The sequence below is a fragment of the Pseudomonas sp. W4I3 genome, from assembly GCF_030816195.1.
Classification (GTDB): domain Bacteria; phylum Pseudomonadota; class Gammaproteobacteria; order Pseudomonadales; family Pseudomonadaceae; genus Aquipseudomonas.
On sequence record NZ_JAUSXS010000001.1, the window covers coordinates 2,383,658 to 2,409,202 of the forward strand.

Sequence of the window (25,545 nt, forward strand, 5' to 3'; positions counted from 1 at the left end):
GCCTCATGTACAAAGACTATCCAGCCGCTTACCAGGTCAGCAAAGGTTCGGCGTTGCAGGTAAACACCGCGTTCTATGAACGCATCCGTGACAGCAAGAACCAGCGCACCCTGATCGAACAGTTCGAGGTGCCAATCCGCACGGGCAGGGCGTGGAACGTACCGGCCGGGCATGTGTTTCGTGTGACGACGCCGGTGGGGCCGCAGGTAGGTGATTTCAACGTGTGGAACGGCAATGACCCTCGCGAGCGCTTGTGGGCGGCGCGTACTCGGCAGCTTCAAGGCGCCCACGTCAGCACGCATGACCGTTTGTGGTCGAACCTGCCGTTTCTACGACCGCTGGTCACGATTACCGACGACAGCCTGGCAAGCTACGGCATCGATGAACACGGTGGGCGCCTGCACGATTTGCTAGGCACGCGTTGTGACCCCTATGTAAACCGCATGCTTACTGGCGAGGACTTCCATCATCACTGCCACTCGAACCTGACTCGCGCGGTGTTGCCTCACGGCCTGACGGAATTCGATGTGCATGACGTGCTGAATATTTTCCAGTGCACCGGCCTCAATCACGACGACATGTATTTCATGAAAGCCTGTCCGGCGCAGAAGGGTGATTACCTGGAGTTCTTTGCCGAGATTGATCTGTTATGTGCATTGTCGACGTGCCCAGGTGGGGATTTGTCACTGCCGATGTGGGGGCCGGATGCGCAGGATCCACTGACGGTGTGCCGTCCGTTGGGGGTTGAGATCTACAGGCTGGAGGATGAATTGCTGAGTGGCTGGAGCCAGCCGGAGCGAGCGGCCTATAAGGGGCAACATGGGTTACATATTGCCAAGGCGCAATGGGAGTAGGGCTGCTTCGCAGCCCAGCGGGAGCAAGCTCCCTCGCCACAGGGTTGTAAGCGATTTAGCGGTCTTGCGCATCCTTGGCGTCCGCTTGCGCATTGCGCTCGGCCACGCGTTTGCGTTGTTCGTCGGTGAGTTCCACTTTGTTGGCGCTGTCACGCAGCATCATCAGTCCACCGACGATCGACCCGATCGCGACTACCATAATCAACCATGCATACCACGGCATAAGGCTCTCCTTGAGGCAGATGCCCGTGGGGAAATTTCCCACGGGAATGACTGCTTTGAGTGACGGGCGTTCTGAGTAGTTCAGTGTACGCCCGTTCTGCCTCGCAGGCCTTATAGTCCCGTCAACATTGCGTCCGCCGGGGCGTCGGCGCGGTCTTGTGCAGTCAGTTGGAAGTAGACGAAGCCCACCACCATAAAGCCCAGGAAGATCAGCCCGATCAAGGCATTGAACCAGGCCATCGCTACCAGGCACACCACTGCCAGTACCAGCGCGATACCCGGCACGATGGGATAACCCGGCGCGCGGAAGGTGCGTTCCAGCAGCGGTTCGGTTTTGCGCAGCTTGAACAGGCTGAGCATGCTCATGATGTACATGACGATGGCGCCGAACACGGCCATGGTGATCATCGCGGCGGTCAGGGTCATGCCGCCCAGATTGATCAAGCCATCGCTGTAGATCGCGGCGATACCGACCACGCCGCCAGCGATGATCGCGCGGTGGGGTGTCTGAAATCGCGACAGTTTGGCCAGGAAGGAGGGCAGGTAACCGGCGCGGGCCAGGGCGAAGAATTGGCGCGAGTAGCCGAGGATGATGCCATGAAAGCTCGCCACCAGGCCGAACAGGCCGATCCATACCAGCATGTGTAGCCAGCCGGAGTGTGTGCCTACTACGGTTTTCATGGCTTGGGGCAGTGGGTCGTTGATGTTCGACAGGGTGCGCCAGTCGCCTACGCCGCCGGCGAAGAACATCACGCCCATGGCCAGGATCACCAGGGTCAGGATGCCGCTGATGTAGGCTTTTGGAATCGTACGCTTGGGATCTTTCGCTTCTTCGGCTGCCATGGCCGCGCCTTCGATGGCAAGGAAGAACCAGATGGCGAAGGGGATCGCCGCGAACATGCCGGCAATCGCCGGGGCACCGAAGGTGTCGGAGCCGGCCCAGCCGTTCAGGGCGAAGTTGCTGAAGCTGAATGCTGGGGCAACGACGCCCATGAACACCAGCAACTCGGCGACGGCGAGTACGCAGACCACCAGTTCGAAAGTGGCGGCGAGTTTCACGCCGAGGATGTTCAGGCCCATGAACACGATGTAGGCGCCGACGGCGGCGTGTTTCGGGTCCAGTGCTGGAAATTGCACGTTGAGGTAGGCGCCGATGGCCAGGGCAATGGCGGGTGGGGCGAAGACGAATTCGATCAGGGTCGCCAGGCCGGCTATCAGGCCGCCTTTTTCACCAAAGGCGCGGCGGCTGTAGGCGAACGGTCCACCCGCATGGGGAATCGCGGTGGTCAGCTCGGTGAAACTGAAAATGAAGCAGGTGTACATCGCGGCGACCATCAATGAGGTCACCAGAAAGCCCAGCGTGCCGGCCACGCCCCAGCCATAGCTCCAGCCGAAGTACTCACCGGAAATCACCAGGCCGACCGCGATGCCCCATAGATGCAGGGTGCCCAAAGTGGGTTTGAGTTGTGTGTTCATTATGAAGAGCTCCCTGAACGGTTTGGAATGATTCAGGGTGTTGCAGTGGACATGCCAGCCTGAGAATCATTGTCGTAAAGCTGCACGACTGTCGTTTGGGGGATGGTTTGGCGTTTGAATGTTGGCAGCGGTGCACCAGTTGAGTGCGAGGGTGGCTTGGCTGGCGCCATCGGGGGCGAGCCCCCTCCCACAGGTGATCGGCGCTCGGGCAAGTGGGGATTGCTCCCGATAGCACCTGCAAAGGCACCGAAATCCCAGGTGTAAACCCCGCATAAAGCCACTCTTTACGCCATCTTTACGCGCCACGCCCCGCCTCGCTCTCGTTCCTTTACACGCCTCCTGCGGACAATTGCCCCACACGCGGCACTTGCCGTTAAACGGAGAAACTTCCATGAGCGTTCTGGACGGGGTGTCACTGCTATTGGCCGTGGCGCTGTTCATTTATCTGCTGGTTGCGCTGTTACGCGCGGATCGGAACTAGGAGCAGGCTATGCACAGTTATGACTATTGGCTGATCATCGCCTTCTTCGCCGTGGTACTGGTGCCGGCACCGTTTCTGGGGCGGTTCTACTACAAGGTGATGGAAGGCCAGCGCACTTGGCTGACGCCGGTGTTGGGGCCTGTCGAGAAAGCCTGTTATCGCCTGTCGGGCGTGGACGATCAGCAGGAGCAAAGCTGGCAGAAATACATGCTGGCCTTGCTCGCGTTCAACCTCGCGGGCTTCCTGCTGTTGTTCGCAATCCTGTTGTTTCAGAACTATCTGCCACTCAACCCGCAGAAATTGCCGGGCCAGGAGTGGACACTGGCCTTCAACACCGCGGTCAGTTTCATGACCAACACCAATTGGCAGAACTACAGCGGTGAAGCGTCCCTGAGCTACCTCAGTCAAATGGTCGGCCTTACCGTGCAGAACTTCGTCAGTGCCGCCACTGGCCTGGCAGTCCTGGTCGCGCTTTGCCGTGGGATCGGTCGCAAATCCACCAAGACGTTGGGTAACTTCTGGGTCGACATGACCCGCGCCACCCTCTACGGCTTGCTGCCGTTATGCCTGGTGCTGGCGCTGTTCCTGGTATGGCAGGGCGTGCCGCAGACTTTTGCCCATTACGTTGATGCCGTGACCATGCAAGGCGTGGATCAAGTCATCCCACTGGGCCCGGCGGCCAGCCAGATTGCGATCAAGCAACTGGGCACCAATGGCGGCGGCTTCTTTGGGGTGAACTCGGCGCATCCATTTGAAGACCCGACCGCATGGGCCAACCTGTTCGAGCTGGCGTCGATCATCCTGATCCCGGTGGCCCTGGTGTTTACCTTCGGCCACTACGTCAAAGACTTGCGCCAGAGCCGGGCGATCCTCGCCTGCATGCTGGCCTTGTTCCTGATTGGCGGCGCGACCTCGCTATGGGCCGAGTACCAGCCCAACCCAACCCTGAACAACCCGGCCGTTGAACAAACTGCGCCACTGGAAGGCAAGGAAGCACGTTTCGGCACCACCGGCACGGTGCTCTGGTCGGTGACGACTACCGCAGCGTCCAACGGTTCGGTCAATGGCATGCAGGACAGCCTCAATCCCCTGAGCGGGATGGTGGCGCTGGTCAACATGATGGTCGGCGAAGTGATCTTCGGCGGCGTCGGCGCCGGTATGTACGGCATGCTGCTCAACGTGTTGATCGCGGTGTTCCTCGCCGGGTTGATGATTGGGCGCACCCCGGAATACCTGGGCAAGAAGCTCCAGGCCAAGGAAGTGCAATTGCTCGTGGTGACCCTGCTGGTGATGCCGGTGGGTGTGCTCGTGTTGGGCGCCATCGCCGCCAGCCTGCCAGGCCCGGCCGGTGCCATCAGCAACCCTGGCCCCCACGGCTTCAGCCAGTTGCTCTACGCCTACACCTCGGCCAGTGCCAACAACGGTTCGGCATTCGGCGGTTTCAGCGGCAATACCGCGTTCCACAACCTGATGCTCGGTCTGGGCATGTTGATCGGCCGTTTCGGCTACATCCTTCCCGTACTGGCCCTGGCCGGTAGCCTGGCGATGAAGAAGACCGCGCCGATTGGCCAGAACAGTTTCCCGACCCACGGCCCGTTATTCGTGACCCTGTTGACCGTGACTATTTTGTTGGTCGGCGGCCTGACTTTCCTGCCGACGCTGGCGCTGGGTCCTATTGCTGAACACCTGAGCATGGGCTTCTAAAGGGGATATGAACATGAATATGCCTGTAAAAAATGCGGCCCCGGTCAAACCCCAGGAACCCGCCAAAACCGCGATATCTGCCCTGTGGCGCCCGGCGCTGATCCAGGCGTTCGTCAAGCTGGACCCACGCCAGCTGCAGCGCTCTCCGGTCATGTTGGTGGTCGAGCTGACCGCCATCTTCACCACCGTGCTGTGCTTTGTACCGGACACCGCCGTGCCGACCTTCGTGGCCGTGCAAATCGCTGTGTGGCTGTGGTTCACCGTGCTGTTCGCCAACTTCGCTGAAGCCTTGGCCGAAGGCCGTGGCAAGGCCCGCGCCGACAGCCTCAAGGCCGGCAGTGAAGGACTGAGCGCACGCCGCAAGGAGGCCGACGGCAGCTTCAAGGTGGTCCCGGCCACAAGCCTGCGCAAAGGTGATGTGGTGCGCGTCGCTGCCGGTGAAATGATTCCTGGCGACGGCGAGGTGGTCGAAGGCATCGCCGCCGTCAACGAAGCCGCGATCACTGGCGAATCCGCTCCGGTGATCCGCGAATCCGGCGGTGACCGTTCGGCCGTTACCGGCAACACCCGGCTGGTGTCGGACTGGCTGCTGATCCGCATCACCGCCAACCCCGGTGAGTCCACGCTGGACCGCATGATCGCCCTGGTGGAAGGCGCCAAACGCCAGAAAACCCCCAACGAAGTCGCGCTGGATATCCTGCTGATCGGCCTCACCCTGATCTTCCTGTTGGTGGTGGTCACCCTGCAGCCGTTCGCCCACTTCGCCAATGGCAGCCTGCCTCTGGTGTTCCTGGTCGCACTGCTGGTGACGCTGATTCCTACAACCATCGGCGGCTTGCTGTCGGCCATCGGCATCGCCGGCATGGACCGTCTGGTGCGTCTCAACGTGATTGCCAAGTCCGGTCGCGCGGTGGAAGCGGCGGGGGACGTGCATGTGCTGTTGTTGGACAAGACCGGCACCATCACCTTCGGTAACCGTCGTTGCACGGCAGTAGTGGCGGCGCCGGGCGTCAGTGGCCGGGAAGTGGCGGAAGGTGCGCTGTTCGCCTCCCTGGCCGATGACACGGCGGAAGGCAAGTCCATCGTCGAATACCTGCGCGCCTTGCACCCCCAGGCAGAGCCGACGCTGGACGAACTGACCGCAGTCCCCTTCAGTGCCGAAACCCGGTTGTCGGGTGTCGATTATCAGGGCCGCGTTTTCCGCAAGGGCGCGGTGGATTCGCTGCTGGCGTTTATCGGCCAGCAACGCGCCGACCTGCAGCCAGCGTTGTCGCGGGAAATCGACAAGATCGCCCAAAGTGGCGGCACCCCATTGCTGGTGTGCGCCGATGGCAAGTTGCTCGGTGCGATCCATCTCAAAGACGTGGTCAAGCCCGGTATCCGCGAGCGTTTTGCCGAGCTGCGCAAGTTGGGCATTCGTACCGTGATGGTCACCGGCGACAACCCGTTGACCGCCGCCGCGATTGCCGCTGAAGCGGGTGTGGATGACGTGTTGGCCGAAGCCACGCCAGAGAAGAAGCTTGCGCGTATCCGCCATGAACAGAACGACGGCCGCCTGGTTGCGATGTGCGGCGACGGCGCCAACGATGCGCCGGCGCTGGCCCAGGCTGACGTCGGCATGGCGATGAACGATGGCACCCAGGCTGCACGTGAAGCCGCCAACATGGTCGACCTCGACAGCGATCCGACCAAGCTGCTGGACGTGGTCCAGATCGGCAAGGAATTGCTGGTAACCCGCGGCGCGCTGACCACCTTTTCCATCGCCAACGACGTGGCCAAATACTTCGCGATCCTGCCGGCGCTGTTCGCCGCGATCTACCCGCAATTGGGCGTGCTCAACGTCATGCATTTGCAGAGCCCGCAGAGCGCGATCCTGTCGGCCATCGTGTTCAACGCGCTGATCATCGTGGTGCTGATTCCCCTGGCCCTGCGCGGCGTGCGGGTGCAGGCGGCGAGTGCGGCGGCGTTGCTGCGACGCAACCTGCTGATCTACGGCCTGGGCGGGCTGCTGGTGCCGTTTGTGGGCATCAAGGCAATCGACATGCTGCTGACAGCGCTGCACCTGGTTTGACCAGCAGTCCTTTGTGGTGAACGTGCTTTGGTCGTTCCCAGCTCTGCGTGGGAACGATCCAATCGAGTCAATGTGAGGAGTTTGAAATGACCAACATAATCCGCCCGGCCCTGAGCCTGCTGGTGCTCATGACCCTGATCACCGGCGTGGCCTATCCGCTGGTGGTGACCGGCGTCGCTCAGGTTGCTTTCCCGGAGCAGGCCAACGGCAGCCTCGTGCGCGATGCCAGCGGCAAGGTGCGCGGCTCCAGCCTGATCGCCCAGGATTTCAGCGGTGATGGCTGGTTCCATCCACGCCCCTCGGCCGGGGCATTCGCGACCGTCTCCAGCAGTGCCAGCAACCTGGGGCCGAGCAACCCCGCGCTGGCCACGCGTATCTTCGATGACGCAAATAAACAACAGGTGCCTGGCCAGGGGCCGGTGCCGTTGGCCTCGCTGACAACCTCCGGCAGCGGACTCGATCCGCACTTGCCACCACCGGCAATTGCCTATCAACTGGCGCGAGTGGCAGCGGCGCGGAATGTGCCGGTGTCGACCTTGCAGCGGTTGCTGGATGAGCACATCGAAAGCCCGTTGGTGGGGCCACCGGTCGTCAACGTACTGGCACTGAACATGGCCCTGGAAAAACTCTAAAACCCTGTGGGAGGGGGCTTGCTCCCGATAGCGGAGTATCAGCAAACACTATTTCAGCTGAGCCACCGTTATCGGGAGCAAGCCCCCTCCCACATGTGATTTGCATTGAGCCTGACTACTTTGATACCTGAAGGACACTATCCGCATGAGCGACTCCGGCCGCGCCGATGCCCTGCTAGCCGATCTGCCCCGCAACGGCCGTGGCCGGCTCAAAGTTTTCCTCGGCGCCGCCCCCGGCGTGGGCAAGACCTACGCCATGCTCCAGGCGGCCCACACCCAGCTGCGCCAGGGTGTGCCGCTGATTGCCGGGGTGGTCGAAACCCACGGCCGTGCGGAAACCGAAGCGCTGCTCAGCGGCCTGCCGCAACAACCGTTGCTGCGCAGCGAATACCGTGGCGTGATGCTCGAAGAAATGGACCTCGACGGCTTGCTCGCCGCCAAGCCCAAGCTGGTGCTGGTCGACGAACTGGCCCATAGCAATGCACCCGGCAGCCGGCATGAAAAGCGCTGGCAGGACATTCAGGAATTGCTCGCTGCCGGCATCAACGTGTTCACCACCGTCAACGTCCAGCACCTGGAAAGCCTGAATGACCAGGTACGTGGCATCACCGGCGTGCAGGTGCGTGAAACCCTGCCGGACTGGGTGCTGCAAGAGGCTGACGAGCTGCTGCTGATCGACTTGCCGTCCCGCGAATTGCTCGAGCGTTTGCGCGACGGCAAGGTGTATGTGCCCGAACAGGCGCGTGCGGCCATCGATGCGTTTTTCACCCAGACCAACTTGATGGCCCTGCGCGAGCTGGCCATGCAAACGGCTGCAGCCCATGTCGATGACGACCTGGCCCAAGGGTATCGCCAACTCGGCCAGGCTGCGCCGGCGGTACGTGGTCGTTTGCTGGTGGGTATAGATGGCGACGCTCAAGCCGAACGTCTGGTGCGCCACGCCAGTCGAGTCGCCCAGCGTCGGCATCTGCCCTGGAGCCTGGTGCATGTCGATAACGGCCGTGCACGCGATGAGCAATCGCGCCTGCGCCTGCAAAACGCCCAGCAACTGGCCGAGCGGCTGGGTGGGGAAGTGGTGTTGCTGCGCGCTGGAGAAGTGGCCAAGACGCTGATCCAGCATGCCGCCGAACGCCGCGCGAGCCTGGTGCTGGTCGGGCAGTCGCGTATGCGCTGGCGTCGACGGCTGTTCGGCGGTGGCCTCGCCGCACGCTTGTTGCGCAACGCGCGGGGCCTGGAAATCAACGTGCTCGACAGCGACGATATTCCCGCACCGCCGCGCCTGCCGGATGCGCGTGGGCTGCGCTGGTTCGACTACGCCTTGGCCGTGCTGGCCACCGTTGTTGCGGCCGGCGTGGCCTGGGGCGTGTCCAGCGTATTGCCGTTGCCGAATATCTCGCTGGTGTTTCTCGCAGCGGTCCTGCTGGTGGCGGTGCGCAGCAGCCTGGGGCCTTCACTGGTGTGTGCGGCCTTGTCGTTCATGACCTACGACTTTCTGTTTATCCCGCCGAATTTTTCCTTTGCCATCCAGCGTGAGGAGGATGTCCTCACCCTGTTGTTTTTCCTGTTGATGGCGGCGCTCACCGGCAACCTGGCCGCCCGCCAACGTCGGCAACTGCAGGCGCTGCGCGATACTCAGGAAGAAACCAGCGAACTGCTCGACCTGTCACGCAAGCTCACCGCCGCCACAGATCGCCAGGCCGTTGTCAGTGCGGCGGCGCATCACCTGCAAGGCTGGAATGACTTGGATGTGTGCCTGATCAATCGCGACAGCCAGGGCGGTTGGATGATCGAGACCGGCGGCCCGCTGAACCTTACCGAGGCCGAACGTGCCGCTGCCGACTGGGCTTGGCAGCACGATCAACCGGCAGGCAAAGGCACCGGCACCTTGCCATTTGGGCGTTGGTGGTGGTGGCCGTTGTCGGGTGAAGAGGGCCCGCTCGGCTTGCTGGGCGTCAGCGCGAAGGCCGGCATGGACTTGAGCGGCCAACGCCGCCGTCTGCTCACGGCCTTGAGCCAGCCGCTGGCCCAGGCGCTGGCGCGGGCACAGCTGGGGCAGGAGTTGGAGTCCGCGCGTTTGCACGGCGAAACCGAACAATTGCGCAGCGCCTTGCTCGCCTCCGTATCCCACGATTTGCGCACGCCGCTGACCTCCATGCGCGGGAGTATCGACAGCCTGCTGGCGCTGGGCGAGGCAATCCCTTTGGAGGATCGTCGCGAATTGCTCGAAGGCACCCGCGACGAGGCCGAGCGCCTCGATCGCTATATCCAGAACCTGCTGGACATGACTCGCCTGGGCCACGGTGCGCTGAAGCTGGCCCGCGACTGGGTCTCGCCCGGCGATATCGTCGGCAGCGCCCTTGGCCGATTGCGCGCGGTGCTGGCACCGTTGCAGGTGAGTACCGATGTACCGCCGGAGCTGCCGCTGCTCTACGTGCATGCGGCATTGATCGAGCAGGCTTTGGTCAATGTCATGGAAAACGCTGCGCGCTTTTCGCCGCCCCAGGGCCGTTTGCAATTGAGCGCCGGTATGGTGGACAACCAGTTGTTTTTCGCCGTGGCCGATGAGGGGCCGGGGATTCCCGAGGATGAGCGGGCAAAGATCTTCGACATGTTCTACACCGCTGCCCGAGGTGATCGGGGCGGGCAAGGCACCGGCCTCGGCTTGGCAATCTGCCAGGGTATGGTCGGCGCGCATGGCGGGCATATCAGCGTGGCGGATGGCATTGACGGGCGGGGCACGTGCATCACTTTGTTTCTGCCATTGCCGACACAGCCTGCCGTGGAGCAAAACCTTTAGGAGCGAGCTTGCTCGCGAAGGTCGTTAACGATAATGATGGCATCCTGAATGCACGCGGTGGCTGTAGTTTTTTCGCGAGCAAGCTCGCTCCTACAATGGTTTGTTTTTTACGGATTTTGATTGGACACCATGAGCCAGACCGCGACGATTCTAGTCATTGATGACGAACCGCAGATCCGCAAATTCCTGCGCATCAGCCTGGCCTCCCAGGGCTATAAGGTGATCGAAGCCGGCACCGGCAACGAAGGCCTCGCCCAGGCGGCATTGAGCAAGCCGGATTTACTCGTGCTCGACCTGGGCCTGCCCGATATGGACGGCCAGCAAGTGCTGCGCGAGTTTCGCGAATGGTCGACGGTGCCGGTACTGGTGCTGTCGGTACGGGCCAGCGAAGGCCAGAAGGTCGAAGCCCTTGATGGCGGCGCCAACGACTACGTAACCAAGCCCTTTGGCATCCAGGAGTTTCTCGCCCGTGTACGCGCGCTGTTGCGTCAGGCACCGGCGGGCGAGGCCCAGGAAGCGGCGTTGAATTTCGGCCCGCTGACGGTTGACCTGGCCTACCGCCGCGTCCTGCTGGACGGCGCCGAAGTGGCGTTGACCCGCAAGGAATACGCAGTGCTGGCGCAACTGGCGCGGCATCCTGGGCGGGTGATTACCCAGCAGCAATTGCTCAAGGACATCTGGGGCCCGACTCATACCGAAGACAGCCACTACCTGCGCATTGTAGTGGGGCATTTGCGCCAGAAGCTGGCGGATGATCCGACCCAGCCGCGGTTTATCGTGACGGAGGCGGGAGTGGGGTATCGGTTGCTGAATGCTTAGGGCGAATAGAGTTTCGCTCTCTCAACTAACGCCATCGCGGGCAAGCCCACTCCCACATTCGACCCCGTGCTCATGTTGAACCCGGTCCAATGGTGGGAGTGGGCTTGCCTGCGATGGGGCCATCAGCAATGCCTACACTCTCAAGACTGCTCACTCTCATACCGATCCAACGTATCGCTGGCAATTTCCCGCCCCAACGCGATCAATTCAGGCGCCTTGTAGAACTCGAAAAACCGGCACACCCGCTTTGGCACGTTGATCAACACGTCTGGTGGGTAGCCGGCGATTTTGTACTGCGCCAGTGACGTTTGCATTACCTCGAAACTCTGGTTGATCAGGTCCAGCAATGAGGCCGGCCCCACGTTGTCGATGATGAACGAGCCGGTGGCCGACTTAGGCGCACCGGGTTTTTCCGGCGCGGCGGCGGGTTGCTGGGATTCCGGCTCGGCGGACTCCAGCCACGGGTTGATCTCGGCGGCCTGGGCCTGCAAGGCTTCCTGTTCGAGCTTCATCAACTGCTCTGCCTGTTTGCGACGAAACGGCAAGTGTGAACCCAATGATTTGGCCAGGCTGTTGAAGCGGCTTTTGAAGGCTGGCGGGCGCTGGATTACCGGCAAATGGTAGTGCTTCTGGTTGGTGGCGTTGAGGTTGACGGCAATGATCAAGTCACAATGGCTCGACACCACCGGCACGATGGGCAGCGGGTTGAGCAAGCCGCCGTCCACCAGCATGCGGTTGCCCTGCATCACCGGCGTGAACAGGCTGGGGATCGCTGCCGAAGCGCGCATGGCCTGGTGCAGGCAACCTTCCTGGAACCAGATTTCCTGTTGGTTGGTGAGGTCGGTGGCCACAGCGGTGTAGGGGATGCGCAGCGCTTCGATATTGATTTCGCCGACGATCTTGCGGATCTGCCCGAATACCTTTTCGCCGCGAATCGCGCCCAGCCGAAAGCTCACATCCACCAGGCGCAAGACGTCGAGGTAATCGAGGCTTTCGATCCAGTTTCGGTACTCGTCCAGCTTGCCGGCCGCGTAGATCCCGCCGACCACGGCGCCCATCGAGCAGCCGGCAATGCAAGCGATGTCATAGCCGCGTCGTTCGATTTCCTCGATCACCCCGATATGGGCGTAGCCCCTTGCTCCGCCGGAGCCCAGCACTAAGGCAACACGTTTCTTCATAACCAGACCCTTCGCAAAACAGATGCCCACAATGCACCCATCCAGGGGGCTGCTTCAATCCTCGGTGAGCCCTGGCAATATTTTTCCAGAATCGCGCCTGGGCTCGGGTATGCTCTGGCAATAGGTACTGCGGTTTTCAGGCCAGGGACAAGGCACTTTTCCCTGTAGGTAACGTCTACAGGCTACGACAGATTTTGTATATTTTGAGGTGTCATCAATGAAAGCCTGGATGTGTGTGCCTGTGATCCTGTTGGCCCTGGCTGGCTGTGCCGGGAAAACCGCGTACCGCGATAGCTGCGGGTCGCAGTTGGATGCCGCCTGGAAAGAACTGGACCTGGCCAAGGCCGAGGGTTTCGCCGGCACCGTCAGCTACTCCAAGGCGTTGTCGCTGTTGACCGGGGCCAAGACCCAGCAGCAATTCGAAGCGTTCGAAGGGTGCGCCAACAAGGCCGAGAAGGCGCGCTTCTATATCCGTGAGTCACGCGCCGGGCGTTGATGCATCAGCCCGCGACTGAGGTTTTACATCACAAGGGGAGGGCAGGATGTCAGCGCTGGTCAATCAGTTAGTCGCTCAGGTCATTGGCCTGGAAGTAGGGTTACTGAGCTGCCAGGCTCGTCTTGCTGCCGTCACCGACGATGAAGCCTTGCACGATCTGCGCACCACGGTGCGCCGACTGCGCAGCCTGTTGCGTCCTTTGCGTGGGCTTCCGGGTGTGGAACAGCTGGAAGCGGCCGCCAGCGCCGTCGGCCAATTGACTACGCCGCTGCGTGACCGTGAGGTGCTGGCGGCGTACTTGCATCGGCAGGGTCACGATGCCGCGGCTGATCGGCGTCTGCGCCTGCAACCGGACGCTTATCGCCAGGTGGCGCAGAGCCCTGAGCTGGCGCACCTGCTGCTGATCCTCGATGCGTTTCCACGGTTCCTTCGCGCCTCCCAGCATCAGAAGTTGCTCAAGGGGTTGCGTTCGCGCATTCAGAAGCGCCTGGCCAAGCAATGCAAGACACTCGATCACGCGCTGAAGGATCAGGAGCATGATCGCCACCGTTTGCGCCTGCTGATCAAACGCGTGCGCTATGCCGCTGAAGCCTATCCCGAGCTGGACAAACTGCCGGCCAACGCCCTGTCAGGCTTGAAAAAAGCCCAGGGCGCCCTGGGAGATTGGCATGACTGCTGGCAGTGGCTGATCCAGGCCGAGCACCAGGCTGACCTGCAACCCTGTATGGCGACCTGGCGTGCAACCATGGTCAAGGCCGAGGCGCGGGCGGATCGGGTGCTGGACAAGTTCAGCGCCAATTTCTTCTGAACCGGTCCGGCTTTTGGCCGGAATAGGCGCTGTACCTGACGGGGGTGGTGGTTAAGATCCCTCATCGATTTTCTTGATGTGAGGTCGCCATGCGCTTTAGTGATTTGCTCGACGCTGCCCGCAGCCAACCGCTGGATGTCACCATTCCCGCCGATTGGGCCCAAGGCCGCGCCACCTTTGGTGGTCTGGTCGCTGCATTGCAATACGAAGCCTTGCGTGCACAAGTGCCGGCGGACCGACCGCTGCGTTCCTTGGCGATCACCTTCGTTGGCCCGGTAGCGCCCGATGTACCCGCCAGCTATCAAGTTGAAGTGTTGCGCGAAGGCAAGGCCGTCAGCCAATTGCTGGGTCGGGTGGTGCAGAACGGTGAAGTGGCGACGTTGGTCCAGGCCAGTTTCGGTGCGTCCCGCGAGTCGGAAATCGACGTCGCGAGCGAGCCGCCACCTGTGTTCAAACATTGGGATCAATGCCAGGAGCTGCCTTATATCAAAGGCGTCACGCCCGAATTTATGCGCCACCTGGCAATGCGCTGGAGCGTCGGCGGCCTGCCGTTTACCGGCACTCAATCCCGCGAGATGGGCGGTTGGGTGCGTTTGCGTGGGGATGTGAAAGAAGAGCCGCTGACCGAGGCACATATTCTTGCGCTGGTCGATGCCTGGCCGCCGGCTCTGCTCCCCTACCTCAAGAAACCGGCGCCGGGCAGCACCCTGACCTGGACCATCGAATTCATCCAGCCACTGCAGCACCTGACCACCCTCGACTGGTGCCAATACCACGTCCACATCGAACACGCCCGCGACGGTTATGGCCATGCCGCTGCCGCGCTCTGGAGCCCGACCGGTGAATTGATCGCCCTCAGCCGCCAGACTGTGGTGGTCTTCGCCTGATCCTCAATATCGGTGGCGCTGGCGCCAGGCACGCCACCAGCCACCGCTGAGTACAAAGCGCGGAAACGTGACGAACTGCTCGACCACCAGGCGTTGCATCGCATCTTTGCGGTCACTGAACGGCTCACTCGTCTGGGCTTCCAGGCTATGGCCGTGACGCTGCAGCGCCAGGCCTGCCAGAATGCCGATCACGCCGACAGCCAAACTCACCAGACTCAGGCTGAACACACCGGAAACGATCAACAGGAAGCCGATGATGAACAGCGGCACGGCGATCAGGTGCAAGGCCAGGTTGGCGGGGTGTTGATGATTTTGTGGGTAATTACGCCATTGCCAGGCGGGGAGATTGGGGTGACGTTTGCCCATGGTGGTGAATCCTCTGTCCGTTGAAACAACTTGGACAGAGTGTAGGTTGGGGGTGGCGGGTCGGCGAATTGGGGTTGGCTATGGAAGCCATAGAGAGTAATTCCGGTGCACGCCCGTTAAGCCCAAATGACACAGTCGTGATCATCCATGTGTACTAGGAACGTAAGTTTTCTATCCGTTACCCAGAATGGATATCCCGAGGTCTCACCTAAAATAGATGTGATATCGCGCGCGCAGTCGATTTCCCAACCTTTATATGTTGAGTCAAATACTAGGAGAAACAGATTTTTTTCGTCAATGCGATGCTGTATTTCTTTCCAGAAGTCAGGGTTGTGCTCGGTGCTTTTCTCGTTTATTTCGACGGCGTCAAGAACGTTGCTTTGAAACTTGAAAAAATGTTTCGTGAGAGCAGTTACCACGGTTGTTAGCTCCTCCGGCCCAAGTTTTTTGGCGTTTATAGCCAATGTTATGCAGGCTTCGTCTATTTCCTTTTCGAGGTAATTCATCACAAGGTACCAATCTTAGATCGGGTAACGAGGACCAGCTTTAGAAGTATATGGCCTCTTTTTGCGCTACCGCCCGCTCTTTTGCCTAGAGGTTGATAAACAATATTAGGCGATTTCGGACATGTTTTTGATTATGGAAAGTCTGGATTATCAATGCTAATTTTTCTGCTTCTCTATCTAGGATCTCTTTAATTTAGGGTTGCGTGAAGTATAAATTGGAAGTGGAGTTTTGTATTTTTTTGGCTTTGCCTTTTGTTAGGTAGTTATTGAAATGAATTTCTAGGTAGTTCCTGTTTGTATACTTTTCGTATTTGTTCGAAGTTTCACATGCGTATATATACAATCTCCAGACATCGAAGCCGTCTATCCTCCCGTCAGGGCCATAATCAAAATCGACACATATTTTAGGTAGGTAAACCCTACATCCAATCCCGTGCAGTTCGTAAGTGATATCGTCAACAACCGTCCCACATTGCGGGATTTTTTTGGATCGCCATAAGCCTAAGATGTTTTTCGTGCCAAACGCCTGTTCAAGTAGGTCCGTGGCTGTTTTTACTTGTTTTAAGTACTCGTTGATCAAATCTTCTAAGGTGTGATCGCTCATCGTCTTGGCCTTTCCAGTCTATCGAGACCTACCGTATTTGAAGAGTCTATTACATCTTTGACACTGCTAAACGAGCTTTCGTGGCTGCCTATATTCTGGATTAGTTTTATGGTGACCGGTGTATGTGTTTGTCTCGCAGCGGACGCTCTATGGTGCCCGTCAATAATATAGTGCTGCTCGTTATGCTCAACGACCTCTATTGGGTTGTTTTTATCGTATCCATTGTTTCGCATGCTGCTCGCAATTTCCTCCACTCGTTTGGTTGATCGCTTTCCTTCGATGCTGTGCGTTCTATTTAAAGTGGCAGCGTCTACTCCGTGGATAAGAGGGGCGGAAGGCTGGCCCTCGTTCACGCTTGATCTGTAGGTTGGATCGTCAGCATAGGCTCGTGGTTTACACCCGTCGTCACCTGGGCAAGTGTTCAAGCCTAGCGGATCAATCCAGCCTATAGGGTTAGGCACGTACTGGTACGCGTTGATCCCACCCGCCAGCTTCACCGGATCAGGCGTCAGGTATCGACCAATATCTGGATTGTAGTAACGATGGCGGTTGTAGTGCAGACCGCTTTCCTGGTCGAAGTATTGGCCTTGGAAACGTAGCGGGTTGTCGATTTTGCCTACGTCGAGCCGGCTGATTTCTCCGTAGGCGCGGTAGTGGGCGGACCAGACGATGTCGCCTTCAGGCGTGGTGAGTTCCTGCGGTGTGCCGAGATGGTCGAGTTGGTAGTGGTAGGGCTTGGTTTCTCGTGGGCCGAAGCCTTCCAGCATTGCCAGCGGGCGGAAGCTGCCTGGCTCGTAAAGGTAACTACGATGATGATCGGCATGGTGTTCGGCGATCAGTTTGTCGCCTTGCCAGAAGAACTCCGTGGTGATGCCGTCGACGGTTTTGCTGATACGCCGTCCAAACGGGTCATAGCGATAACTGGCGGTTTGGCCGTTGGGTTTCGTGACGCCGATCAACCGGTGCTGGCAGTCGTAGCGGTATTCGGTGACGAGTGAATGGCCTTTGCCTCGCCGCTCATGGATCAGGTTGCCGAAGGCGTCATAGTCGTAGTGGTGATCGCCTTGGATCACGAGCCGGTTACCCGCAACGATGTCCGGCCCCGGCCGGTTTTGCATGAGTAAATTGCCCGCCGGGTTGTGGCCGAAACGCTCCTGTACGTCTTGCGAATGGTTGGCGCGGGTCAGGCGCTGGAGCGGGTCGTAGTGGTAAAGATGTTCGCCTTTGCGCGTGTCGTGCAGGCGGGTGAGGTTGCCGGTTTTGTCGTAGTCGTAGTGGCGTTGGTAAAGGTGATTTTGTTGTTGGGTGACGGCGTGGGCGTGCAGGCGGTTTTGGTCGTCGTAGTGGTAGTGGCTGAGCAGTTGGCCTTGTTGACGTTGTTGTTCGCGGCCGGCTTTGAACAGGTGGGAAGTCAGTAACGAACCGTTCAGTTCGACGGTGGCGAGGTGGCCGCCTTTGTCGTGGTTGAAGGTGAGGCGGTTGTTGTCCGGTAGGCGTAAATGTTGAAGCTGGCCGCAGGCGTCGTAGCCGTAGCGCAAGGTGCCCCAACCCTGATGTTCGGCGGTGAGACGGTTTTGGCGGTCGTACTCGTAGGCCAGAAACCAATGGCTGTCGTCGACGCTGAGGAGGTTGCCTTGGCGGTCGTAGGCATAGTCGACAGTGCTGCCATCGGGCAGGGTTTTTCGTACGAGACGACCGGCGTGGTCGCGCTGGTATTGGGTGACTAGCTGACTGCCGTCGTCGCCGTGTTCGGTCTTTTCCTGCAGGTTGCCGTTGAGGTCGTAGATGTAGGCGGTGCGCTGGCCGTCGAAGCCGGTTTCCTGTTGGATCAGGCCGTTGGGGTGGTAGTCGAGTTGGTAGGTTTCGCCGACTTCGTTTTCGATGGCGGTCAGCAGCAGGCGGGCGTTGTCGTAGCGGTACTTGACCTGGCTGCCATCGGCGTTGATGCGACGGCTGATCAAGTGCAGGCCGTCGGCGTATTCGTAGCGGGTGACGTGGCCGAGTTCGTCGCGTTCGGCGATGATTTTTCCGTAGGGGTTGTAGCTGAATTCCCGGCACGTACCGCCGGGCTGGGTCAGTTTCAGCAGGCGTCCTACAGCGTCCCATTGATACTGGGTCAGCGCGCCATGCTCATCCTCACGCGCAATCTGCCGGCCCAAGTCGTCATAGCGATAGCGCTTGGTTGCGCCATTGGGCAACTGTTCTTCAACGAGCTGTCCGCGCTCATTCCACACCAACCGATGGCAACTGTTGTCGGGGTACCAAACGCCGGTGAGTTGCCCCTGCTTGTCGTAGCTGTAGTCGGTCGCATGGCCATCGGGATCAATCTGGCGAATGACATCGCCCTGGTCATTACGCTCGTATGTCCAGACCGCCTCACCCCGGCGCATAACCCGTACGAAGCCGTTGTCATGCTCGTAGGACGTCGGCTCGTCATCCCCCGGAAACAGCGCCACCAGGCGCCCGGCGGCGTCGTACTGATACGCCGTCACCGCGCCCAGCGGGTCTTGCTCGACGGTCAGGCGGCCCTTGTTGTCGTAGGATTTGAAATGCTGGGCGCCGTCCGGATCGATGCGCTGTACCAGCCTTGCCCTTTGATCGTGGACGTAGACTTCTTGGCTGCCATCGTCGTTGTGCACGGTGACGCTGCCGTCGTCGCCCCAGGCATAGCGCGTGTCCATCTGCGAAAAGTTGGCCCAGTGCCGGACACAGCGTGCGGCCTTGCCGGCGCGTTCCCATTCCCAGAAAAAACTCGCGCCACCGGCCAGTTGTCGCTCGAGAATGACGTGTTGTTCGTCGTACCGATAACGCTCACATTCACCGACAGCGTTGGTCGCCGACACCAGTCGTCCAGCGTCGTCATAGGCGTAGGAAACGACGTTCTGCTCGGTCACCCAAACAAAGGGTTCATGGCCCTTGGCGCGATGAACCTGGTAGTCCACCGCCACAATGCGATCCAGTTCGTAGCGCAACAGCAAAGAGCGGCCCACGCCGTTATCCAGCCGTTCAATCCGCCCCAACCGATCCCGGAAAATGCGCAACCGGTTGTCATACGCATCGCTGATCGCCGTCAGCACGCCGTCGCAAAAGTGGTAGAACCGCGACCCCTGGGCCAGCACCAATTCATCCGGCAACGACCCCAGGTAAATCGCCGCTTCGGCCAGGCTATTGGTAATCGCCGGCCGAGCCACCGTCGGCAAGGGCAGGGGGGTCGAGCGGTTCTCGTGGTCGGTCCACACCACCGAATCGCCCGACACCACCAGCCGCTGGGCCAGCGCATGACTCCAGCCAAACCCCAACCCGCAATCCATTTCCACCGCGCTGGTGCGATACAAGCGCGTCCACTCGAACGGCAACATTCCATCCAGTGCGCCATCGGTGAGCGTCAGCAATTCCTCGCCGGTAACCATCGACACCGGGCAGCCATGGGTGACGGTCTTGTCCGAAGAAGCAGCAGCATCCCCGGCCGGATTTTTCGCGGAAGCAGGCACATCATCCACCGCCTCCTGGCGAACCAACGCCGTGCGCTGCGTCTTGCTGCGAACCGCCGGCACCGGGTTGGCAACCAATTCCTCACCCGCCTTCAACGACGCCACCGGCACCGCCTTGACCGGCACCGCTGCACTGTTCAGCAACACCGGCTTGGCGGCCTCCACATGTGTTTCCAGCCGAGGCCCTGCAACCTGCTTGGCCAAAAGCTCCAACAACGCCCGCGCCCGCCCGGATTTGACCTGGCTGAGTACCTGAGCCCCCAGCCGAAGCTGGAGCCCAATCCCCCGCGTCGCCCAAATCAGCAACAGGTTGATCAAGACTTCGCCGGTTATCTCACCCAGCAGTTCGTACATCTCGGGCGGCGGCAGCAGGCGTAGCCAGGCCACCATCGCCGCTAAATAAATGAACAACAGCGGCTCATCACTGAGCACCAGCAACCCCTGGGCGAGCGTGTCTTTACCCAGCTTGAGTAACTGATCAAGCTCGGCTTGAGAGAGGTACTTCAGCAACTGTTCGCTGTTGGACTTGAGGTTCGCCAGCAGGTCGACCAGCTCGGTAAGGTTGTCCCACAGGTTGTAGAAGGCCTTGCCGACGCCGGTCGCAAAGGCCACGCCCTGTTTCGCGCTGCGCTCGAAGCGCGGGGCTTTTGCAAAGTCGGCCCATTGAGGCTGGAACTGCTCGTTCCATTGCTGGCGCAGGTCTGCTTCCAGCCCGGCAATCACCGACTGGTAGGACGCATACAGTGCCTTGACGTGATCTCTGGAAACGTTGGGGTAGAACGTGATCTGGTACTGCTGGTCGCGGGTGCACTCGGGCACTTTAAGAATGCCGCTGGGCCCGATGGTTCGCTGCAACGGCGCGCCCATGGGCGTGCCGTCCTGGGCGATGGCTTGCAGCGTGACCGGCGTATTGCCGATCGGCACGAACCGGGTGCTCTCGAACAGATGCACCAGGGTCAGCCCGCCCTGGGCCTTGCACTGGGCGACGGTGCGACTGGGCTTGTCGGAAGAAATCGGCGCAACCAGTGCGACGTCGTCACCGACCTTGAACACCTGCTCCACTTCCAGTGCCGAGCCACTTAAAAAGCTGTCGGCCCACGTATCGAAGGTGTTCAGGCAGTTGCGGAAATCACGAAGAACCTCTTCAGCGTCCAACGCTTCGGGATCCATCGGCGCCAGTACAAAGCTGGCAATCACCGGAATCAAAAGACGCCCCGGACAACCTGGGCGCTAACGAAAAAAACCATCTGCAATCCCTCGCACTGTTTGATCAGGCGAGGGACTTTGCAGCGGTTCGTAGGTAAAAGAAGTCGGCGTTAATCGCGGGGATGAGGAGGAAGTTTCGTCTTGATCTCAGGCAAGCTGCGCCTTGGTCGTAGGACTTGGATTAGGGGCTGAACGGTCTTACAGCTTCAACTGCCCAATCGCTTTGCTCAGCTCTGCGGCCAAGGTCGCCAGCTCATTGCTGGTGGTGGCTGAGTCCACTGTCTGCTGCACGGTGTTTTCGGTTACATCACGAATACTCACCACTGCACGGTTCATCTCTTCGGCGACATGGCTCTGCTGTTCGGCGGCCACTGCGATCTGGGTGTTGCTCTCGCGCATCTGCGCCACGGCACCGGTGATTTCGCCGAGCGCGGCACCGGCTTCCTGGGCCTGTTGAACGCAGTCATCGGCCTTGAACGAGCTTTCCTGCATGAAGTCCACCGCATCGCGGGTGCCGGCTTGCAGCGCCGAGACCATGCGCGTGATTTCGTCGGTGGAGCTTTGTACGCGCTTGGCCAGGTTGCGCACTTCGTCTGCCACCACCGCAAAGCCACGGCCCATTTCTCCGGCGCGGGCGGCTTCGATGGCGGCGTTGAGCGCCAGCAAGTTGGTTTGTTCGGCGATGCTGTGGATCACCCCGACCACGCCGTTGATTTTCTGGCTGTCTTCGGCGAGTTTCTGGATCATTTCAGCAGTTTGTTGCACGCCGGTGGACAGCCCGGCAATGGAACGTTGCACGCGGATAACCACTTCCCGGCCGCTGCCGGCGAGGGTGTCAGCGGTTTGCGAGAGGTCGCGGGTGGCGCCGGCATGCTGGGCAATATGGTGAACGGTGGCGGTCATTTCGTTGATGGCCGTGGCGGCCTGGTCGGTCTCGCTTTGCTGGCCGAGCATGCCGTGCTGCACCTCGTTCATGCTGCTGGCCAGCCGCGCGGCGCCTTCGTCCAATTGCCTGGCGGTACGGGCCACGGTGTTGACCACCCGCTGGTAGCCGGCTTGCATGGCGTTGAAGGCGCTGGCCATCTGCCCGACCTCATCCTTGCAGGCCAGCGGCACGCGGGCGGACAAGTCGCCGGTTTTCTCGACATGCAGCATCACGTCCTTGAGGGTGTTGAGCTGGCTGAGCAGGAAGCGGATCAGCAGTTGTGAGGCGCCGAGCATCGCAAGCATCAGGATCGCCACCGCCACCGCATAGTTGACGAAGCGTTCGCCGAACACTTGGCGCAGGCTTGGCGCGTAGGCGAGTACGGCGACCTGTTGCCCATCGGCACGGTGGATGACGTCAGCGCCCACCAGCGGATTGATGCCGAACCATGGCAGGTGACTGAGTTCGACCCAGCCGCTGGCGCCTTGCAAGGCTGAAAGATCCTGGCCTGTTCGTTGTGGGACCTGGTCGCGGCTGAAGGTCAGCCAGTTCTCACCAGTGGGCAGTGCCTTGTCAGCCGGCCAGGCGCTGAGCAGCTGTCCTTGGGCCTGCGCTGAAAGCTGCGACGCATGGCTGCGTGCCTGTTGTTCGAGCTGGACGGCATACAGCACCAGCAGCAGGGTGGTGATGAACGCCACCGCGTTGACGGCCCAGAATTTGTACTTCAGCGAGATATTGCTAAGCCAGGCACCCATGGAAGGTTTTCTCTGATAGCGGAAACAGCATTGGCAAGGTGCCATTATTGTGCCGCTATTCAGGAAAGCATTTTTGACATGGGTCAATGCGCCGCATCACTCCACGGCCGGCAAGCCGAAAAAAGCGCGGGCACAGGCGGTGCTGTGCAACGCCAGGTCTTCCATCGTTTCATTGCGATGCAGGGCCACCTCACGCAACACTTCGGTGAGGAAGGCAGGTTCATTGCGGCCGTTTTTTGGCTTGGGGCGCAGCGTGCGAGGCAGCAGGTAGGGCGCGTCACTTTCCAGCATCAAACGGCCTCGGGGAATTTCCCTGACCAACGGGTGCAGATGCGTCCCACGGCGCTCGTCGCAGATCCAGCCCGTGATGCCAATGTGCAGGTCTAGGTCGAGGTAGCTGAAGAGCGCCGCTTGTTCGCCCGTGAAGCAGTGCACCACGGCGGCGGGCAGATGGTCACGGTAGTCCTTGAGGATCTCCAGCAGGCGCTGATTGGCGTCGCGTTCGTGAAGAAACACGGGAAGTTTCAGTTCGACAGCCAGGGCCAGGTGTTCCTCGAGGACTTTTTCCTGCTGTGGGCGCGGCGAAAAATCACGGTTGAAATCCAGCCCGCACTCGCCGACGGCGCGCACGCGCGGTTCACTGAGCAAGCCGCGCAGACGTTGGGCGCTGGCGCTGTTCCAGTCGCTGGCGGAATGGGGGTGGATGCCGGCGGTGCTGAACAGACGTTGCGCGCTTTCATCGAGTTTCACGCACAGCTCCAGAGCCTGCTCGCTGCCTTCGACACTGGTACCGGTGAGCACTAATTGTTGCACGCCGGCGGCGTAGGCACGCTCGATGACGGCCGATTGCCTCTCGTCGAAACTGGGGTTGGTCAGGTTGACGCCGATATCAATGAGTTGCATGGTGCTACCTCCGCCTGCGGCCGGAAAGCATATCAGAGCTGTAGATTTATAAGAAAAACGAAGAACTACAACGCGTTATAGCTGTCTTTGAACGTTGCACGCGACATTGTGCTGGGCCTGCTGCCTGTCACCGTGCCGCCGTTGCGCGCCTTGCCAGCGCATAAAGCGCTCTGTTTCTGACGCCCAGCACCTCGTTTTTCACGAAGGCGCTGGCCAGTATTCTTTCCGGAGAGCGGATGATCCGACCCTCGGCGTTGCTTATAGTGTGCGTGACCTTGCTGCTGCCCATGGCGGCGGTCGCACGTCTCGACGGTCCGCTGGAAGTGACAAAGCCCGGCAAGGTGCGTGACCTGGCAGACATCCGTTCCAGCCGCACCCTGCGTGTACTGGTCAACCAGAGCCGCAACAGCTCCGGTGAAGTGCAGGGCCAGGCCATCGGTGTTGAATACCATCGCCTGCGTGCATTCGAGCAATACCTCAATGGCCGTGCCCGTGATGGCCAGGAGATCAATCTCAAGATCATTCCCAAGGCCAAGGAGCAGTTGCTCGGGGCACTGGCCCGTGGCGAAGGCGACCTGGTTGCCCCTGGCGAATTGCTGGATGTAAAAGCCGCGCACAAGATCAGCACCAGTGACCCTATCGCCAGCGGCGTGCCGTTATGGCTGGTCGGCGTCAAGGGTGAACGACGGTTTACCAAGCTGGAGCAGTTGTCGGGTCGCACTCTGACGCTGACTACCGGCAGTGCGGCCGCAGATGCAATCAGCCAGGTCAATCAGAAGCTGGCCCTGCACAAGCAGCCGCCGATCAAGGTGGAATGGGTCGACCCGAGCCTGGCGGTGGAAGACGTGCTGGAAATGGTGCAGGCCGGGATCTATCACCTGACCATCGTTGAAAAACCGATTGCCGAGCGCTGGTCGAAAATCCTGCCCAGGTTGCGCTTTGACAAGCAGGTGGCCATCAGCGAGCCAGGCGACGAGTATTGGTTTGTGCGCCAGGATGCGTCGATGTTGCGGGCGAGCATCGATCGTTTCCTCAAGACCTACCGAACCCCTTCCGATCAGGATGTGGCGTTCCAGCGTATCTATCGACGTCTCTATCAAGTGCGCAACCCGTTGGCCCGCGCGGACCGTCAACGCCTGGAGAAGCTGCGCCCGGTTCTGCAAAAGCATGCGCGCGAGCAAGGCATGGACTGGCTGAACCTGGCTGCACTGGCATTCAAGGAGTCTGCGCTCGACCCTGGCGCGCGCAACAGTGGCGGTCCTACCGGTTTGATGCAGATCACGCCTTCGGCTGCGCAGCGGGTGGGCGTGAATAATATCGAGAGTCTGGACAGTAATGTGCAGGCGGGGGCGCGCTACCTGGCGATGATCCGTCGTAAATTCTTCGCCAGCCCCAAGCTCAATGAGCGCGAACGCATGGCCTTTGTGCTCGCGGCGTACAACATGGGACCAGAGCGCGTGCAGGGCATGCGCACCGAAGCCAGACGTCGGGGGCTCAATCCCAATCAGTGGTTCTTTCAGGTTGAACGTATTGCCATGGAGCAGGTAGGAATGGGCGGCGTCAGCTATGTTAATAGTGTCAACAAGTACTACTTGGCGTTTGATCGGGAGCGTGAGTCTCTGGAGCCGTCAATGGGGAAAATTGCATCACGCAAGTAATCGATTTTGTCGATGTTTATGGCGCAATTTTTCGGCTTTTATCATTGTTTAAACTGATTAATATAGCGGCCAACCAACCCCCTACCTGAAAAAGGATTTACCCCATGAGCCCACTGATCACCCGTGTCCTGTCCACTCGCGCCGGTTATGGCCTGACTGTTCTGCGCGTCTTCGTCGGCATTATTTTCGCTGCCCACGGCTCGCAAAAACTTTTCGGCTGGTTTGGCGGCGGTGGTCTGGCGGGCACCGCACAGTGGATGGAAAGCATTGGCCTGGCGCCGGGTACGCTGATGGCAGTGTTGTCAGGCGGCACCGAGTTCTTTGCCGGGCTGGCGCTGATCATCGGCTTGCTCGCACGCCCTGCGGCATTGGGTTTGACCTTTCTGACGCTGGTGGCAATTTTTTCGGTGCACATTCATAACGGGCTGTTCATGGCCAACAATGGTTATGAGTTCGCACTTGCCCTGCTTGGCGGCTCGCTGGCAGTACTGTTCGAAGGCGCCGGCAAACTGTCGGCCGACCGCGCCATCGCCAACTGACCGTTTCGCAAGTCTTGGGAGGCCCGCCGTGTGCGGGCCTTTTCGTTGCTCGGGATTCTTGACACTGCCCCGCCAGCTTCTCTAGGATGCTGCTCATGCGCCGATTTAAACAGCTAATTGCGGGGCGCCACTGGACTCGATGCAGTCCGACAGAACCATGCACTCAT

21 protein-coding genes are annotated in these 25,545 nt (G+C 60.2%); 12 read left to right on the forward strand and 9 right to left on the reverse strand.

Translation table 11 applies throughout. The features are described 5' to 3' along the window. The first annotated feature begins 5 nt into the window (after window positions 1–5). Complete coding sequence (locus QF045_RS10980) at window positions 6–854, forward strand: DUF1989 domain-containing protein (RefSeq protein ID WP_306492208.1); 849 nt, start codon at window positions 6–8, stop codon at window positions 852–854. Between the two features lie 55 nt (window positions 855–909). On the opposite strand, the gene QF045_RS10985 is transcribed toward QF045_RS10980, so the two are convergent. Both QF045_RS10985 and eat read right to left on the reverse strand, forming a co-directional pair. Next, window positions 910–1,077 (reverse strand): DUF2897 family protein, encoded by a 168-nt coding sequence (locus tag QF045_RS10985; protein ID WP_003172675.1) that lies wholly within the window; start codon window positions 1,075–1,077, stop codon window positions 910–912. A 110-nt stretch (window positions 1,078–1,187) separates the two neighbouring features. After that, a complete protein-coding gene (gene eat / locus QF045_RS10990) occupies window positions 1,188–2,552 on the reverse strand; it encodes an ethanolamine permease (RefSeq protein WP_306492209.1) in 1,365 nt (454 codons plus the stop codon). 391 nt (window positions 2,553–2,943) lie between these two features. Between eat and kdpF the strand changes: the two genes are divergently transcribed. The 6 genes from kdpF (at window position 2,944) to QF045_RS11020 (ending at window position 11,056) form a co-directional block, all read left to right on the forward strand. Next, window positions 2,944–3,033: a K(+)-transporting ATPase subunit F gene (kdpF, locus tag QF045_RS10995; protein ID WP_003218754.1), complete on the forward strand. Its 90-nt coding sequence runs from the start codon at window positions 2,944–2,946 to the stop codon at window positions 3,031–3,033. Between the two features lie 9 nt (window positions 3,034–3,042). Further along, window positions 3,043–4,737 (forward strand): potassium-transporting ATPase subunit KdpA, encoded by a 1,695-nt coding sequence (gene kdpA, locus QF045_RS11000; protein ID WP_306492210.1) that lies wholly within the window; start codon window positions 3,043–3,045, stop codon window positions 4,735–4,737. A gap of 7 nt (window positions 4,738–4,744) precedes the next feature. Continuing rightward, window positions 4,745–6,808, forward strand: coding sequence for a potassium-transporting ATPase subunit KdpB (gene kdpB / locus QF045_RS11005; RefSeq protein ID WP_306492211.1), 2,064 nt, complete (start codon window positions 4,745–4,747; stop codon window positions 6,806–6,808). Window positions 6,809–6,894: 86 nt separating this feature from the next. After that, window positions 6,895–7,440: a potassium-transporting ATPase subunit KdpC gene (kdpC, locus tag QF045_RS11010; protein WP_306492212.1), complete on the forward strand. Its 546-nt coding sequence runs from the start codon at window positions 6,895–6,897 to the stop codon at window positions 7,438–7,440. A 145-nt stretch (window positions 7,441–7,585) separates the two neighbouring features. Next, complete coding sequence (locus QF045_RS11015; protein ID WP_306492213.1) at window positions 7,586–10,237, forward strand: sensor histidine kinase KdpD; 2,652 nt, start codon at window positions 7,586–7,588, stop codon at window positions 10,235–10,237. 129 nt (window positions 10,238–10,366) lie between these two features. After that, on the forward strand, window positions 10,367–11,056 hold the full coding sequence (locus QF045_RS11020) for a response regulator (RefSeq protein ID WP_134659778.1): 690 nt from the start codon (window positions 10,367–10,369) through the stop codon (window positions 11,054–11,056). Between the two features lie 140 nt (window positions 11,057–11,196). On the opposite strand, the gene QF045_RS11025 is transcribed toward QF045_RS11020, so the two are convergent. After that, window positions 11,197–12,234: a patatin-like phospholipase family protein gene (locus tag QF045_RS11025; protein WP_306492214.1), complete on the reverse strand. Its 1,038-nt coding sequence runs from the start codon at window positions 12,232–12,234 to the stop codon at window positions 11,197–11,199. Window positions 12,235–12,451: 217 nt separating this feature from the next. On the opposite strand from QF045_RS11025, the gene QF045_RS11030 reads away from it, so the two are divergent. From QF045_RS11030 to QF045_RS11040, 3 genes are all read left to right on the forward strand, one after another. After that, window positions 12,452–12,730 (forward strand): hypothetical protein, encoded by a 279-nt coding sequence (locus QF045_RS11030; RefSeq protein ID WP_124385743.1) that lies wholly within the window; start codon window positions 12,452–12,454, stop codon window positions 12,728–12,730. Window positions 12,731–12,776: 46 nt separating this feature from the next. Continuing rightward, complete coding sequence (locus QF045_RS11035) at window positions 12,777–13,538, forward strand: CHAD domain-containing protein (RefSeq protein WP_306492215.1); 762 nt, start codon at window positions 12,777–12,779, stop codon at window positions 13,536–13,538. Between the two features lie 89 nt (window positions 13,539–13,627). Then, window positions 13,628–14,425, forward strand: coding sequence for an acyl-CoA thioesterase II (locus QF045_RS11040; protein ID WP_306492216.1), 798 nt, complete (start codon window positions 13,628–13,630; stop codon window positions 14,423–14,425). Between the two features lie 3 nt (window positions 14,426–14,428). On the opposite strand, the gene QF045_RS11045 is transcribed toward QF045_RS11040, so the two are convergent. From QF045_RS11045 to QF045_RS11070, 6 genes are all read right to left on the reverse strand, one after another. Then, window positions 14,429–14,791 (reverse strand): Mpo1-like protein, encoded by a 363-nt coding sequence (locus QF045_RS11045; protein WP_306492217.1) that lies wholly within the window; start codon window positions 14,789–14,791, stop codon window positions 14,429–14,431. A 116-nt stretch (window positions 14,792–14,907) separates the two neighbouring features. Further along, the gene (locus tag QF045_RS11050) at window positions 14,908–15,297 is read right to left on the reverse strand and encodes a hypothetical protein (RefSeq protein ID WP_306492218.1); all 390 of its coding nucleotides are present in this window, start codon (window positions 15,295–15,297) and stop codon (window positions 14,908–14,910) included. 193 nt (window positions 15,298–15,490) lie between these two features. Continuing rightward, complete coding sequence (locus tag QF045_RS11055; RefSeq protein ID WP_306492219.1) at window positions 15,491–15,901, reverse strand: hypothetical protein; 411 nt, start codon at window positions 15,899–15,901, stop codon at window positions 15,491–15,493. After that, window positions 15,898–20,598, reverse strand: a complete 4,701-nt coding sequence (locus QF045_RS11060) for an RHS repeat-associated core domain-containing protein (RefSeq protein ID WP_306492220.1) — start codon at window positions 20,596–20,598, stop codon at window positions 15,898–15,900. The genes QF045_RS11055 and QF045_RS11060 overlap by 4 nt, the downstream gene beginning before the upstream one ends. 198 nt (window positions 20,599–20,796) lie before the next feature. Further along, on the reverse strand, window positions 20,797–22,278 hold the full coding sequence (locus QF045_RS11065) for a methyl-accepting chemotaxis protein (RefSeq protein ID WP_306492221.1): 1,482 nt from the start codon (window positions 22,276–22,278) through the stop codon (window positions 20,797–20,799). A 96-nt stretch (window positions 22,279–22,374) separates the two neighbouring features. Continuing rightward, on the reverse strand, window positions 22,375–23,181 hold the full coding sequence (locus tag QF045_RS11070) for a TatD family hydrolase (RefSeq protein WP_306492222.1): 807 nt from the start codon (window positions 23,179–23,181) through the stop codon (window positions 22,375–22,377). A 236-nt stretch (window positions 23,182–23,417) separates the two neighbouring features. Between QF045_RS11070 and QF045_RS11075 the strand changes: the two genes are divergently transcribed. After that, on the forward strand, window positions 23,418–24,839 hold the full coding sequence (locus QF045_RS11075) for a transglycosylase SLT domain-containing protein (RefSeq protein WP_306492223.1): 1,422 nt from the start codon (window positions 23,418–23,420) through the stop codon (window positions 24,837–24,839). A gap of 104 nt (window positions 24,840–24,943) precedes the next feature. Beyond that, entirely contained in the window at window positions 24,944–25,378 is a 435-nt protein-coding gene (locus QF045_RS11080) for a DoxX family protein (RefSeq protein WP_306492224.1), read from the forward strand. Window positions 25,379–25,545: the final 167 nt, after the last annotated feature.

Excerpts from the sequence above, each read along its gene's own strand:
- QF045_RS10980 (WP_306492208.1), top strand. The coding sequence starts at position 6 with ATGTACAAAGACTATCCAGCCGCTTACCAGGTCAGCAAAGGTTCGGCG.
- QF045_RS10985 (WP_003172675.1), bottom strand. The coding sequence starts at position 1,077 with ATGCCGTGGTATGCATGGTTGATTATGGTAGTCGCGATCGGGTCGATC.
- eat (WP_306492209.1), bottom strand. The coding sequence starts at position 2,552 with ATGAACACACAACTCAAACCCACTTTGGGCACCCTGCATCTATGGGGC.
- kdpF (WP_003218754.1), top strand. The coding sequence starts at position 2,944 with ATGAGCGTTCTGGACGGGGTGTCACTGCTATTGGCCGTGGCGCTGTTC.
- kdpA (WP_306492210.1), top strand. The coding sequence starts at position 3,043 with ATGCACAGTTATGACTATTGGCTGATCATCGCCTTCTTCGCCGTGGTA.
- kdpB (WP_306492211.1), top strand. The coding sequence starts at position 4,745 with ATGAACATGAATATGCCTGTAAAAAATGCGGCCCCGGTCAAACCCCAG.
- kdpC (WP_306492212.1), top strand. The coding sequence starts at position 6,895 with ATGACCAACATAATCCGCCCGGCCCTGAGCCTGCTGGTGCTCATGACC.
- QF045_RS11015 (WP_306492213.1), top strand. The coding sequence starts at position 7,586 with ATGAGCGACTCCGGCCGCGCCGATGCCCTGCTAGCCGATCTGCCCCGC.
- QF045_RS11020 (WP_134659778.1), top strand. The coding sequence starts at position 10,367 with ATGAGCCAGACCGCGACGATTCTAGTCATTGATGACGAACCGCAGATC.
- QF045_RS11025 (WP_306492214.1), bottom strand. The coding sequence starts at position 12,234 with ATGAAGAAACGTGTTGCCTTAGTGCTGGGCTCCGGCGGAGCAAGGGGC.
- QF045_RS11030 (WP_124385743.1), top strand. The coding sequence starts at position 12,452 with ATGAAAGCCTGGATGTGTGTGCCTGTGATCCTGTTGGCCCTGGCTGGC.
- QF045_RS11035 (WP_306492215.1), top strand. The coding sequence starts at position 12,777 with ATGTCAGCGCTGGTCAATCAGTTAGTCGCTCAGGTCATTGGCCTGGAA.
- QF045_RS11040 (WP_306492216.1), top strand. The coding sequence starts at position 13,628 with ATGCGCTTTAGTGATTTGCTCGACGCTGCCCGCAGCCAACCGCTGGAT.
- QF045_RS11045 (WP_306492217.1), bottom strand. The coding sequence starts at position 14,791 with ATGGGCAAACGTCACCCCAATCTCCCCGCCTGGCAATGGCGTAATTAC.
- QF045_RS11050 (WP_306492218.1), bottom strand. The coding sequence starts at position 15,297 with ATGAATTACCTCGAAAAGGAAATAGACGAAGCCTGCATAACATTGGCT.
- QF045_RS11055 (WP_306492219.1), bottom strand. The coding sequence starts at position 15,901 with ATGAGCGATCACACCTTAGAAGATTTGATCAACGAGTACTTAAAACAA.
- QF045_RS11065 (WP_306492221.1), bottom strand. The coding sequence starts at position 22,278 with ATGGGTGCCTGGCTTAGCAATATCTCGCTGAAGTACAAATTCTGGGCC.
- QF045_RS11070 (WP_306492222.1), bottom strand. The coding sequence starts at position 23,181 with ATGCAACTCATTGATATCGGCGTCAACCTGACCAACCCCAGTTTCGAC.
- QF045_RS11075 (WP_306492223.1), top strand. The coding sequence starts at position 23,418 with ATGATCCGACCCTCGGCGTTGCTTATAGTGTGCGTGACCTTGCTGCTG.
- QF045_RS11080 (WP_306492224.1), top strand. The coding sequence starts at position 24,944 with ATGAGCCCACTGATCACCCGTGTCCTGTCCACTCGCGCCGGTTATGGC.